This window comes from Stagnihabitans sp. (assembly GCF_964946895.1).
On record NZ_CBBQHX010000001.1, the window covers coordinates 40,817 to 54,371 of the forward strand.

Consider the following 13,555-nt stretch of genomic DNA (forward strand, 5'->3'; position numbering starts at 1 on the left):
GATATGGTGACGGTGATCCTCCTTGCACCCCTGGTGGGTGCGCTGATCTGTGGGTTTTTCTGGCGTCTGATTGGCGAGAAGACCGGGCAGATCATCTCTGCGGGCCTCTTGTTTCTGGCAGCCGCTTTGTCGTGGTATGTGTTTCTGACGTTTGACGGTGTCACGCAGCACATCCCGCTGCTGCGCTGGATTGAATCGGGCACGCTGTCGACCGATTGGGGCATCCGGCTGGACCGTCTGACAGCGATCATGCTGGTCGTGGTCAACACGGTTTCGGCCTTGGTGCACCTGTATAGCTTTGGCTACATGGCGCATGACGAAAACTGGGGCCATGACGAGCCTTACCGCGCGCGTTTCTTTGCCTATCTGTCGTTCTTCACCTTCGCCATGCTGGCGCTGGTGACCGCTGACAATCTGGTCCAGATGTTTTTCGGCTGGGAGGGTGTGGGCGTTGCTTCGTACCTGCTGATCGGCTTCTATTACCGCAAGCCCACGGCCGTAGCTGCCGCGATCAAGGCCTTTGTGGTCAACCGGGTTGGCGACTTTGGTTTTGCCTTGGGGATTTTCGGCCTGTTCTACCTGACGGACTCGATCAAGTTCGATGACGTCTTCGCTGCAACTCCGACGCTGGCCACCGCCAACCTGCACTTCCTGTGGGCTGACTGGAATGCAGCGAACCTGCTGGGCGTGTTGCTGTTCATCGGGGCTTGCGGCAAGTCGGCGCAGCTGTTCCTGCACACCTGGCTGCCCGACGCGATGGAGGGTCCGACGCCTGTGTCGGCCCTGATCCATGCGGCAACCATGGTGACCGCCGGTGTGTTCCTGGTGTGCCGGATGTCGCCGCTGTACGAATTCGCGCCCGAGGCCAAGGCCTTCATCGTCATCATCGGCGCGTCCACTGCGTTCTTTGCGGCAACCGTGGGTCTGGTTCAGAACGACATCAAGCGCGTGATCGCCTATTCGACCTGCTCGCAGCTGGGTTACATGTTCGTGGCCGCTGGCTCGGGCGTTTATGGCGCGGCGATGTTCCACCTGTTCACGCACGCCTTCTTCAAGGCGATGCTGTTCCTTGGTGCTGGTTCGGTCATCACCGCGATGCACCATGAACAAGATATGCGGAACTACGGCGGCTTGCGGAAGAAGATCCCCTTCACCTTCGCGATGATGATGATCGGCACGCTGGCCATCACCGGCGTCGGCATCCCGCTGACCCACATCGGCTTTGCGGGCTTCCTGTCCAAGGACGCCATCATCGAAAGCGCCTTTGCGGGCGGCTCGATGTATGCCTTCACTCTGCTGGTGGTGGCGGCCTGCTTCACCTCGTTCTACTCGTGGCGGCTGATTTTCATGACCTTTTACGGTCCGGAAAAGGGCGATCATCATGCGCATGAACATGCCCATGAAAGCCCGCTTGTCATGACCATCCCGCTGGCCGTTCTGGCCGTGGGCGCGGTTGCGGCAGGCATGCTGTGGTACAACGATTTCTTCGGCAACGTTGAAACGATGTCTTCGTTCTTCAGCCTGAAAGAGGGCGCTGCCCCCGGAGCCGGCGCGATTTACTACGGAGAGGCCAACAAGGTTCTGGAAGCCGCGCACCAAAGCCCGGTCTGGGTCAGCCTGTCGCCTTTCATCGCCATGCTGGTGGGATTTGCAGTGGCGTTCCAGTTCTACATCCGCAATCCGAAGCTGCCCGGCATCCTGGCCGAGCAACAGGCGCCGCTGTACCGGTTCCTGCTGAACAAGTGGTACTTCGACGAGCTTTATGACGTGATCTTCGTCCGCTCGGCCAAATGGCTGGGCACGTTCCTGTGGAAGCGCGGCGACGGGGATGTCATTGACGGCACGCTGAATGGCGTGGCGATGGGGATCGTTCCCTTCTTCACCCGGTTGGCAGGGCGTGCCCAGTCCGGCTACATCTTCACTTATGCCTTCGCCATGGTTCTGGGGATCGTCGGTCTGATCACCTGGATGTCCATCGCCGGGGGGACGCACTGATGAACACGCTTCTGTCTATCGTCACTTTCATACCCGCCGTTGCTGCGGCCATTCTGGCGCTGTTCCTGCGCGGCAATGATCCTGCCGCCCAACGCAACGCCAAGTGGCTTGCGCTGTTTGCCAGCTCGCTCAGCTTTCTGGTGTCCTTGCTGATCCTGAAGGGCTTTGATCCGGCCAACACCGGCTTCCAGTTCGTCGAGGATCGTCCGTGGATCCTGGGCCTGCACTACAAGATGGGCGTCGACGGCATCTCGATCCTGTTCGTCATGCTGACCACCTTCCTGATGCCGATCACCATCGCGGCCTGCTGGAACGTGGAAACCCGCGTCAAGGACTACATGATCGCTTTCCTGCTGCTGGAGACGCTGATGCTTGGCGTCTTCACGGCGCTGGATCTGGTGCTGTTCTACCTGTTCTTTGAAGCGGGCCTGATCCCTATGTTCCTGATCATCGGAATCTGGGGCGGCATCAACCGGATCTATGCCTCGTTCAAGTTCTTCCTCTACACCTTCCTTGGTTCGGTCCTGATGCTGGTGGCCATGGTGGTGATGTACAAGGCGGCGGGCACCACCGACATTCCGACGCTGATGACCTTCAAGTTCAGCCATGACCCGATCGTGGTCCTGGGGATGAACGTCGCAGGCGGCCTGCAGACCCTGCTGTTCCTTGCCTTTTTCGCAAGCTTTGCGGTGAAGATGCCGATGTGGCCGGTGCACACCTGGTTGCCCGATGCCCACGTGCAAGCCCCGACCGCCGGGTCGGTTGTGCTGGCGGCGATCCTGTTGAAGATGGGCGGCTACGGCTTCCTGCGCTTCTCGATGCCGATGTTCCCGGTGGCGGCGCATCTTTGGACGCCGGTGGTGTTCTGGATGTCGGCGATTGCCATCGTCTACACCTCGCTGGTGGCGCTGGTGCAGCAGGACATGAAGAAGCTGGTGGCCTATTCGTCGGTCGCCCACATGGGCTACGTGACCATGGGCATTTTCGCGATGAACTCCCAAGGGGTGGATGGCGCGATCTTCCAGATGCTGAGCCACGGCTTCATCTCTGGCGCGATGTTCCTGTGCGTGGGCGTGATCTATGACCGCATGCACACCCGTGAGATTTCGGCTTACGGCGGCATCATCAACCGGATGCCGGCCTATGCTCTGGTCTTCATGTTCTTCACCATGGCCAACGTCGGCCTGCCCGGCACCTCTGGATTCGTCGGCGAATTTCTAACACTGATGGGCACGTTCCAGGCCGATACCTGGGTGGCAGCCGTGGCAACCTCGGGCGTGATCCTGTCGGCGGCCTATGGGCTTTGGCTGTACCGCCGCGTCGTGTTTGGTGCGCTGGTCAAGGAAAGCCTGAAGACCATCACCGACATGACCCGGCGCGAGCGGGCAATCTTCGCCCCGCTGATCGTGATGACCCTGCTGCTGGGCGTCTATCCCAAAGTGGTCACCGACATCATCGACCCCTCGGTCGGTGCCATGATCACCCAATTCCGCGCCGCCGTGCCGGTTGAGGCTTCGGCCCCGGCCACCACGACGCAAGCATCGAACTGAGAGGGCATCCCATGTTGACCCAAGATCTCCACACGGTCCTGCCCGAACTGATCCTTGCGATCTATGCCCTGCTGGCGCTGCTGTTCGCCGTCTACACGGGCAAGGACAATGCCACCAATGCTTTGACCTGGGCCACCGCGGGGCTGTTCGTCGCCCTGTCGCTGTGGATCGGGTTGGGGGAAACCGGCAGCAAGACCGCCTTCGGTGGCCTGTTCATCGACGACGCTTTTGCCCGTTTTGCCAAGGTGACCATTCTGCTGTCGGCTGCGGCGGTTCTTGTGATCTCGCAAGACTTCATGTCGCGCCGGGGGTTGGGGCGGTTCGAGTATCCGATTCTTGTCACCCTTGGCACCATTGGCATGATGGCGATGGTGTCGGCGGGCGATATCATGTCGCTGTACATGGGGTTGGAACTGCAATCGCTGGCCCTCTATGTCGTGGCTTCGATCCAGCATGACAGTGTGAAGTCGACCGAAGCGGGTCTGAAGTATTTCGTGCTGGGCGCGCTGTCATCGGGGCTGCTGCTGTATGGTGCGTCGCTGGTCTATGGCTTTGCCGGCACCACCGGCTTTGCCGGAATCCTGACGACGGTGCAGCATGGCGTGCCGGTGGGCCTTCTGTTCGGGCTGGTCTTCATGCTGTCCGGTCTGGCGTTCAAGATTTCGGCGGCTCCGTTCCACATGTGGACACCGGATGTCTACGAAGGGTCGCCCACCCCGGTCACCGCCTTCTTCGCCACGGCCCCCAAGGTCGCTGCAATGGCGCTGATTGCGCGACTGGTGCACGCAGCCTTCGGTGGCATCACCCCGCAGTGGAGCCAGGTTCTGGCCGCGCTGTCGATCGTTTCGATGTTCGTTGGCGCGGTGGCGGCGATCGGGCAAAAGGACATCAAACGCCTGATGGCCTATTCCTCGATCGCGCACATGGGTTTTGCCCTGATGGGTCTGGCCGCCGGTACGGCCTTTGGCGTGCAGGCGATGCTGGTCTACATGGCGATCTATGTCACGATGAATGTCGGCACCTTTGCGTTCATCATGTCGCTGGAGATGGACGGCAAGCCGGTCACCGACATTGCGCTGTTGAACAACTTTTCCAAGCGCGAGCCGTTGAAAGCGCTGGCGGTTCTGGTGCTGATGTTCTCGCTGGCCGGGGTGCCGCCGATGCTGGGCTTCTTCGGGAAGTTCTACGTCCTGAAGGCCGCCGTCGATGCCGGGATGAGCTGGCTTGCCCTGGCCGGTGTAATTGCTTCGGTGATCGGTGCGTTCTATTACCTGCGGATCGTGTTCTACATGTACTTCGGGGCCGAACAGCCGGGCGCTGAAAGCCGGATGGCGCCGGTGCAGTGGGTGGCCCTGATGGCGGTTGCCGTCATCATGCTGGCTGCCGTTGTGAACTTCTTCGGCATCGAGCCTGCGGCAATGGCCGCCGCTGCCTCGCTTGTCGGCTAAGGCGCCAGAATGGCCGGCAGGTGTGGCGCGCCACATCTGCGACAGCCTTGACAGCACCAACACCCATGCCCTGAGGCAGGCCCCGGAGACCCCGGGGCCAGCTTGGTTTTTGGCTTACGAACAGACGGCGGGAAAGGGTCGGCGGGCGCGGCCATGGGTCAGTCCGCGCGGTAATTTCCACGCCACGCTGTTGCTGCATCCCAAGGAAACTGCCGCCGAGGTCGCCCTGCGTTCGTTTGCCGCCGCCCTCGCCCTGCGCGACGCGCTGGTCGAGATCACGGAGCTGCCGCAGGCTTTCACGCTGAAATGGCCCAATGACGTGCTGCTGAACGGGGGCAAGCTGGCGGGTATCCTGCTGGAAAGCAGTGCCAATGGCCATGGGATCGCGCATCTGGCCATTGGGACCGGTGTCAACCTGATCGCGGCACCGGATCTGTCGATGGTCGAGCCAGGTGCGCTGCATCCGGTCTCTCTCCTCGGCGAGACCGGCCTTCGCGTGCCGCCGGAAGTCTTCCTGACCCATCTTGCCGCCGCCTATGCCCGTTGGGAAGCTTGCTTCACCACGCAAGGCTTCGCGCCCCTGCGGACCGCCTGGCTGTCACACGCTGCGCGCCTGGGTGAGACGATCCGTGCCCGCACCGGCACGACCACCCGCATTGGCAGGTTTGAGACGATCGATGACACGGGGGCGCTTATCCTGACCACCTCCGAAGGGCGCCAGGCCATCCCGGCTGCGGAAGTGTTCTTCTGATGCTCTTTCATATTTGCGCAAATATCCCACCGGGAGCACGAGGGGTGTGAAACCCCTCGTTCCTCGGCTTCAACAGGAGATCCCATGCTTCTGGCTATCGACTGCGGCAACACCAACACCGTCTTTTCCATCTGGGACGGTGCCAAATTCCGCGCAACCTGGCGCATTGCGACGGACCACAAGCGCACGGCGGATGAGTATTTCGTCTGGCTGTCGTCTCTGATGGCGCTGACCAAGACCGAGGCGACGATTTCACATGCGATCATTTCCTCGACCGTGCCGCGCGTGGTGTTCAACTTGCGGGTCCTGTGCAACCGCTATTACGACTGCCGCCCGCTGGTGGTTGGCAAGCCGGAATGTCGGTTGCCGGTGGCGCCTCGGGTCGATCAGGGGACCACGGTCGGTCCCGACCGTCTGGTCAACACGGTGGCAGGCTTTGACCGGCATGGCGGCAACCTGATTGTGGTGGATTTCGGTACGGCCACCACCTTTGATGTGGTGGACCATGACGGCGCCTATGTCGGTGGGGTGATCGCACCGGGGGCGAACCTGAGCCTTGAGGCGTTGCATATGGCAGCCGCAGCGCTACCTCACGTCGATGTGGCGCGACCGGCCCGGGCAATTGGCACGAATACGGTGGCCTGCATGCAGTCAGGCGTGTATTGGGGCTATATCGGGATGGTTGAAGGCATCGTGCGCGAGGTGCGCAAGGAGCGACCCAGTCCGATGAAAGTCATCGCAACCGGGGGGCTCGCCGCCCTGTTCGCGCAAGGAACCGAAACATTTGACGCGATCGAGGACGATTTGACCATGCATGGTCTGGTCCTGATTCACGCCCTGAATACATCTGATGGCTTGAACCAAGCCACGACCCCAAACAAAGAGAGTGCCGATGGCCCCGACCAAAACCGCCGCAGCTAAGCCCGGTGAGCGACTGATCTACCTTCCCCTCGGCGGTGCCGGGGAAATTGGCATGAATGCCTATGTCTATGGTTACGGGTTTCCGGGCAAGGAACGGCTGATCCTTGTCGATCTTGGCGTGGCCTTCCCGGATATGGATGGCTCTCCGGGGGTCGACCTGATCATGGCGGACATCTCCTGGCTGACCGCGCGGTTGGACCGGCTGGAGGCGATCTTCATCACCCATGGCCACGAAGACCACCTTGGCGGCTTGCCGCATCTGTGGAGCCAGCTGAAAAAGCCGGTCTATGCCCGCGCCTTCACGGCCACGCTGGGGCGTTTGAAGATGGAAGAGGCCGGGCTGGCGCGGGATGCGATCCGCACCGTCAAACCCCGGCCCGAAGTGGTCGAGGCGGGCCCGTTTCAGGTGCAGTTCATTCCGGTCAGCCACTCGATCCCGGAAAGCGCTGCCTTGGTCATCGACACGCCGGCCGGTCGAATCGTGCATTCGGGCGATTTCAAGCTGGATCGCAACCCGATCGTGGGCGAACCGTGGGATGACGCGGTCTTCGAGGCGATTGCCGCCGAGCGTCCGATCAAGGCGCTCATGTGTGACAGCACCAACGTGTTTTCCCCCTTGCCGGGACGGTCGGAATCGACCCTCGCGGTGCCCTTGTCCGAATTGATTGCCGCCAGCACGGGCATGGTGGTGGCAACGACCTTCGCCTCCAACGTCGCGCGGCTGAAGACTTTGGCCGAGGCCGGGCGGTCGGCGGGGCGCACGGTCTGCCTTCTAGGTCGCGCGATGCGGCGCATGGTGTCGGTGGGCGAAGAGACGGGGGTGCTGCAGGGCTTCCCGCGCAACGTCTCGCCCGAGGACGCAGTGGAAGTGCCGCGCAAGAACCTGATGCTGATCGTGACCGGGTCGCAGGGCGAACGTCGCGCGGCTTCGGCGCAGTTGGCACGTGGCAAGTATCTGGGGCTTGAGATGCGCGAGGGGGATACCTTCCTGTTCTCCTCCAGGACCATTCCTGGCAACGAACGCGATGTGCTGAAGGTGGTCAACGCCTTCTCGGAAAAGGGCGTGAACATCGTCGACGAATCCGGCGGCAAGTACCACGTTTCCGGCCACGCCAATCGGCCGGATCTGGAACATGTGCACCGTCTGCTATTGCCCGACATGGTGGTGCCGATGCACGGCGAACACCGGCACTTGCGCGAACACGTCCGGATTGCCAATGAGGCGGGCATTGCCGCGATCATTGCGACCAATGGCACGATGCTGAACCTGACCGGCGAAGTGCCGACGGTGGCCGAGCGGGTCGAGACCGGCCGCGTCTATCTGGACGGCACCGCGCTGGTCGGCGCGTTGGATGGCGTGATCCGCGACCGGATCCGGCTGGCGCTGAATGGCCATGTCACCGTGACGCTGATCGTCGATGAAGACGGTGAAGCCTTGGGTGAGCCCTGGGTCGATACCATGGGGCTGCCGCCGACAGGGCGCGGCGGGCGCGACCTTGCCGAAACGCTGGAGGGCGATCTGGGCGAATTCGTTGCCGGCGCGGGCCGCAAGGTCATGGCCGACGACGACAAGCTGGAAGAGGCGCTGAAGCGCGTGGTGCGTCAGGTCACGATGGAAGAGATTGGCAAGAAGCCCGAGGTCATCGTGGTGATCTCGCGGCTGTCGGCGGAATAGGCGGGCAAGGCCGGGCGCAGGAATTTTCGTCGAAAATCCCTGCGCCCGGCCCGCTCGGCGGACCCGGCTGGGAGGGCTGCCTGCCCTCCCAGACCCTCCCGGGGATATTTGCGGAAGGCGATGACACAGAGAAACGCCCCACTCAGCGATGAGCGGGGCGTTTTTCTTAGGATGCGGTGTCTTCGCCGGTCTGTTCGTCGTCATCCGGGGTCGGTTCGGGCACCCGGAAGCTGCGCAGGATGAAATCGGGGACATGGTCGCCCATGCCGACGATGCGTTCATACTGGCCCGGATAGGACGAGCGGTACGGACGTTCGCTGCGCTGTTCCGAGCGGGGCTCGGACCGCGACTCGGACCGCGAATCGGACCGTGGTTCGGGACGGGATTCGTTGCGGCGGTCTGAAGATGGGCGGTCTGAAGACTGGCGCTCTGAAGACTGGCGGTCGGACGATTGACGGTCGGAGGCGGCGGCGCGATCGCCATTCCGCTCGGCACCGCGTTCAAAGCCGGAGCGTGGTTCGCGGCGGCGGTCATCGTTGCGGTCTTGCGGCGCACGGGGTGCGGGGGCGGTCACCACGAGGTTTTCTTCGGCCTCTTCGCTTTCGATCACCGGCATGGCGTCATGTGTCTTGACCTCGGTCCGGGCTTCGATGCGCGCCTCGGGCCGGGCCTCACCGCGGTTTTCACCACGGCTTTCGCCGCGTCCGCGCGGGCCCCGCGAAGAGCCGCCATTGCGGGTGGAGGACGACGACGATCGGCTGGAGCCGCCGCTGCGTGCTCGGTCAGAATTCTCGGACGCGCCTTCCAGCGCCCCTTCGGGCAGGGCAGCGCGGGGGATCTGGCTTTTCACCAGGCTTTCAATCGCCGCCAGATATTTGTCATCCGACGGAACCGAGATGGTGAAGGCCTTGCCCAGACGTCCCGCGCGGCCGGTGCGGCCGATGCGGTGGACGTAATCTTCGGGGTGCGAGGGCACGTCGAAGTTGAACACATGGCTGACGGCCGGAATGTCCAGACCGCGCGCGGCCACATCGGAGGCGATCAGCAGGCGCAGGCTGCCGTCACGGAATTCGTCCAGCGTCTTGGTCCGAACCGACTGGTCAAGGTCGCCGTGGATGGGGGCGGCGTGGAAGCCATGCGATTTCAGCGACTTGGCCACCACATCCACATCCATCTTGCGGTTGCAGAACACGATGGCATTGGTCAACGCCTCACCCTCACCGGTGATCAGCGAGCGCAGGACAGCGCGCTTTTCGGTGAAGCTGCGGTCTTTGCGGCTGGGGGTGAAGGCAAACAGCTTCTGCTCGATCGAGGTGTTTGCCGTCGCCTGACGGGCCACTTCGATCTTGGCGGGGTTGTTCAGGAAGGCGTTGGTGATCCGTTCAATCTCGGGCGCCATGGTGGCACTGAAGAACAGCGTCTGGCGGGTTTTCGGCGTCATCTGGAAGATGCGCTCGATATCGGGGATGAAGCCCATGTCGAGCATGCGGTCGGCTTCATCCACGACCATGATCTGCACGCCGGTCAAGAGCAGTTTGCCACGTTCGAAATGGTCCAGAAGCCGGCCCGGGGTGGCAATCAGCACGTCAACGCCACGGTCGATCAGCTTGTCCTGATCGCCGAACGACACGCCGCCAATCAGCAGGGCCTTGGTCAGTTTGGTGTATTTGGCGTATTTGTCGAAGCTTTCGGCCACTTGGGCGGCAAGCTCTCGCGTCGGTGCCAGCACCAGGCTGCGCGGCATCCGGGCACGGGCGCGGCCTTGGCCGAGCAGCGTGATCATCGGCAGCGTGAAGCCTGCCGTCTTGCCGGTGCCGGTCTGGGCGATGCCCAGCACGTCTTGCCCCAGCAGGGCGGGCGGGATCGCCTGCGCCTGAATGGGAGTGGGGGTTTCATAACCGGATTCAACCACGGCTTGCAGCACACGTGGGTCCAGCGCCAGATCAGAGAATTTTGTCATCAGCGTCCTGAAAGGGCGGGATCGGCCCGCCAAGGGTCAAGGGACGCATCTTCCAGGCGCCCCGGCGTCGGGCAACGTGCCCACGGCTCGCGCATAGCGGAATTTGTCCACAGGGTCAACTGGCTTGGCCGTTGTCAGGGCGGATCACATCTGGCAATCAGGGTCCATGTCTTTGGAACGCCTGCTCAGAACGCTGCACGGCTGGCTTGGCCTTCTGGTCTTGCCGTGGATCATCCTTGCCGGGCTGACGGGACTGTTTGAAAACCATGGCGGCCTGTTTCAGCAAATCCTGCCGCAAGGCATGTTTTCGGCGCAGATGGTGCAGGCTTTGCCGGACCAGCCGGTGCAGGCTGCCGGCGTGCAGGCCTTGGCCACGCGGCTGGCGTTGCAGGTCACCGGTCGCCCCTTGCCCGCCACGATTCTGGACCGGCCCGGTTTTCGGATGAATGCGCAGGGCGTCACCCTGCTGGTCGATGGTGCCACCGGAGCCTATTGGCTGGAGGGTCCGTTTCAAAGCACGCTCTACGCCCCGGAGGGCCGGCAGATCGCCAGCCGCATCCGTTGGGCGCAGGTGATGATCGGCTGGCATCGGGCGGGGTGGCTGGGGGCCGGTCTTGGTACCTGGCCAGCCGACATCACGGCGGCGGCGATGATGGTCTTCGGATGCAGCGGGATCTATCTGTTCCTCGCCCCGCGCTTGCGCCGTCTGCGCAATCGCAAGGCGCGACGGCCCGATTAAGTCCGCAGGAAGATCAACGCCAGACCGCAGACCGCAAGGGCGGCACCGGCCCACGCCAGTGGTCGCGGCGCCTGACCGGTGCGCAGCCACAACAGCGGCAGGATGATCACGGGCGAGGTGGCGGACAAGGTCGCGATGATTCCGGTTTGCCCGCCCTGCAGGGCGTACAGAAACAGGGTCATGCCCAGAAACAGCCCGATGAACGCGGTTGCGGCTGAAAAGACCAAAGCGCGGGGGGTGAAGGGCCCAATGCGCTTGGGAGCCAGCGGTGACGCGGCCAGCAGGCTCATCGCCACACCCGAAGCGCCGACACGGATCAGCGAGGCGAGGTAGGGGTCAAGCCCGGCCTGCAGGATGGGCCGCGCCAACAGCGACCCGGTGGCCTGCCCCAGTCCCGCAAGAAGCCCGAACCCCAGACCCACGGCCAGCTTGCCGTGCAGGCTTTCCAGCCGGTGCGGCTCGGCGGCGCTGCGGCCAAGGATGGCCAGCGCCACACCGGCCACCGTCAGGGATATGCCCGCGGCGGCTTGCAGGCTCAGGGTCTCACCCAGAAACAGCCAGCCCAAAGCGGCGGCCATCGGCGCGTTCAGCGCAAAGACCGCCCCGGCGCGGCGCGGTCCAAGGCGGGCCACGGCGGCGAAGTTGAAGGTGTCGCCAATCAGAATGCCCAGCACCCCCGACAGCCCCAGCCAAAGCACCGTCGGCACCCCCGGCCAAAGGGCAACCCCGGTCAGCCAGACAGCCACTGCCAGCAACCCGGTGACGAAGACCTGACGGATCAGGTTAAAATGAAAGGCACCGAGCGACCGCACCGCCTCGGCCGAGAACAGGGCCGAGGTGGCCCAGCAGGTGGCGGTGCCCAAGGCGGCAAGGTCGTGCAGCGGCAGGGCCACCCTAGACCATCATTTCCTTGGTCGCGGTCAACTTCAGATCAGGATAGTCGCGTTCAACGCGGTCAATGTCCCACTTCAAACGGGTCAGGAACACGGTCGCCCCGTCACTGTCGATGGCGATATGGCCCTTGTTGACGTTGACCAGCTTTTCCATCTCGGCTTTCGGGCCAGACACCCAGCGGGCGGAGGTGAACTGCGAGGGTTCAAAGCGGACGGGAAGGGAGTATTCTTCCTCGATCCGGGAGGCCAGAACCTCGAACTGAAGTTGGCCCACGACGCCCACGATGTAGCCGGAACCAATCATCGGCTTGAAGACCTTGGCCGCACCTTCCTCGGCGAACTGCATCAGCGCCTTTTCCAGATGCTTGGCCTTCATCGGGTCCAGCGCCCGCACGCCTGACAACAATTCGGGCGCAAAGGAGGGGATGCCGGTGAAGCGCAGCGCTTCGCCCTCGGTCAGGGCGTCGCCGATGCGCAACTGGCCGTGGTTCGGTATGCCGATTATGTCACCGGCCCAGGCTTCCTCGGTCAACTCGCGGTCGGCGGCGAGGAACATGACAGGGTTGGCCACGGCCATCGGCTTCTTGGTACGGACATGGAGCAACTTCATGCCGCGTTCGAAGTGACCGGAGGCGAGGCGCACGAAGGCCACGCGGTCGCGGTGCTTGGGGTCCATGTTGGCCTGAACCTTGAAGACGAAGCCGGTGACGACGGGTTCGGACGGGTCGATCTGACGCTCTGCCGCGCGCTGTGGCTGCGGTTCGGGGCCATATTCGCCCATGCCGTCCATCAGCTCCTTGACGCCAAACGAGTTGATCGCCGAGCCGAACCAGATCGGTGTCATGTGGCCTTCCAGGAAGGACTGTCGGTTGAAGGCGGGCAGAAGTTCGCGTGCCATTTCAATCTCTTCGCGGAACTTCTTCAGAAGTTCCGCGGGCACGTGCTCGGCCAGGCGCGGGTCGTCCATGCCAGAGATCTGGATGCTTTCGGCGACCTTGTTGCGGTCGGCGCGGTCCATGATCTCCAACCGGTCGTGCAACAGGTCATAGGCCCCGATGAAATCGCGGCCAACGCCAATCGGCCAGGAGGCGGGCGTGACGTCGATGGCGAGGTTCTCTTGGATCTCGTCGATGATGTCGAACACGTCGCGAGATTCGCGGTCCATCTTGTTGCAGAATGTCAGGATCGGCAGGTCGCGCAGACGGCAGACCTCGAACAGCTTGCGGGTCTGGGATTCCACGCCCTTGGCCCCGTCGATCACCATGATGGCAGCATCGACGGCGGTCAGCGTGCGGTAGGTATCCTCGGAAAAGTCGCTGTGGCCGGGGGTGTCGACCAGATTGAAGCGCCACTGGCGGTAGTCATAGGACATGGCAGAGGCCGAGACGGAAATCCCGCGCTCCTGCTCCAGTTTCATGAAGTCTGACCTTGTGCGGCGCGCTTCGCCCTTGGCGCGCACCTGACCCGCCATCTGGATCGCACCGCCGAACAGCAGGAACTTTTCGGTCAGCGTGGTCTTGCCGGCGTCAGGGTGCGAGATGATCGCAAAGGTCCGGCGCCTCCTTATTTCAGGGGGGGCGACTTCGGGCGGGAGTTGGGGGCGGTTGTCAAGCATGGGGCGGC

10 protein-coding genes are annotated in these 13,555 nt (G+C 63.0%); 7 read left to right on the forward strand and 3 right to left on the reverse strand.

Going from position 1 to position 13,555, the window contains the following annotated elements:
* Window positions 1-3: 3 nt before the first annotated feature.
* From nuoL to AC1Y2B_RS00310, 6 genes are all read left to right on the forward strand, one after another.
* Window positions 4-1,995: an NADH-quinone oxidoreductase subunit L gene (nuoL, locus tag AC1Y2B_RS00285; RefSeq protein WP_482251033.1), complete on the forward strand. Its 1,992-nt coding sequence runs from the start codon at window positions 4-6 to the stop codon at window positions 1,993-1,995.
* Window positions 1,995-3,545: an NADH-quinone oxidoreductase subunit M gene (locus AC1Y2B_RS00290; RefSeq protein ID WP_482251034.1), complete on the forward strand. Its 1,551-nt coding sequence runs from the start codon at window positions 1,995-1,997 to the stop codon at window positions 3,543-3,545. The genes nuoL and AC1Y2B_RS00290 overlap by 1 nt, the downstream gene beginning before the upstream one ends.
* A gap of 11 nt (window positions 3,546-3,556) precedes the next feature.
* Entirely contained in the window at window positions 3,557-4,993 is a 1,437-nt protein-coding gene (gene nuoN / locus AC1Y2B_RS00295; protein WP_482251035.1) for an NADH-quinone oxidoreductase subunit NuoN, read from the forward strand.
* 22 nt (window positions 4,994-5,015) lie between these two features.
* Window positions 5,016-5,744: a biotin--[acetyl-CoA-carboxylase] ligase gene (locus tag AC1Y2B_RS00300; protein ID WP_482251036.1), complete on the forward strand. Its 729-nt coding sequence runs from the start codon at window positions 5,016-5,018 to the stop codon at window positions 5,742-5,744.
* Window positions 5,745-5,828: 84 nt separating this feature from the next.
* Complete coding sequence (locus AC1Y2B_RS00305; RefSeq protein ID WP_482251037.1) at window positions 5,829-6,665, forward strand: type III pantothenate kinase; 837 nt, start codon at window positions 5,829-5,831, stop codon at window positions 6,663-6,665.
* Window positions 6,637-8,340, forward strand: coding sequence for a ribonuclease J (locus tag AC1Y2B_RS00310; protein WP_482251038.1), 1,704 nt, complete (start codon window positions 6,637-6,639; stop codon window positions 8,338-8,340). The genes AC1Y2B_RS00305 and AC1Y2B_RS00310 overlap by 29 nt, the downstream gene beginning before the upstream one ends.
* A gap of 166 nt (window positions 8,341-8,506) precedes the next feature.
* Here AC1Y2B_RS00310 and AC1Y2B_RS00315 read toward each other — a convergent pair whose 3' ends face one another.
* Window positions 8,507-10,300, reverse strand: coding sequence for a DEAD/DEAH box helicase (locus AC1Y2B_RS00315; RefSeq protein ID WP_482251039.1), 1,794 nt, complete (start codon window positions 10,298-10,300; stop codon window positions 8,507-8,509).
* Between the two features lie 166 nt (window positions 10,301-10,466).
* Here AC1Y2B_RS00315 and AC1Y2B_RS00320 point away from each other — a divergent pair, with 166 nt between their 5' ends.
* Entirely contained in the window at window positions 10,467-11,039 is a 573-nt protein-coding gene (locus AC1Y2B_RS00320; protein WP_482251040.1) for a PepSY domain-containing protein, read from the forward strand.
* On the opposite strand, the gene AC1Y2B_RS00325 is transcribed toward AC1Y2B_RS00320, so the two are convergent.
* Both AC1Y2B_RS00325 and AC1Y2B_RS00330 read right to left on the reverse strand, forming a co-directional pair.
* Complete coding sequence (locus AC1Y2B_RS00325) at window positions 11,036-11,932, reverse strand: DMT family transporter (RefSeq protein ID WP_482251041.1); 897 nt, start codon at window positions 11,930-11,932, stop codon at window positions 11,036-11,038. The two genes, AC1Y2B_RS00320 and AC1Y2B_RS00325, sit on opposite strands and share 4 nt — an antisense overlap.
* 1 nt (window position 11,933) lies before the next feature.
* Window positions 11,934-13,547: a peptide chain release factor 3 gene (locus tag AC1Y2B_RS00330; RefSeq protein ID WP_482251042.1), complete on the reverse strand. Its 1,614-nt coding sequence runs from the start codon at window positions 13,545-13,547 to the stop codon at window positions 11,934-11,936.
* Window positions 13,548-13,555: the final 8 nt, after the last annotated feature.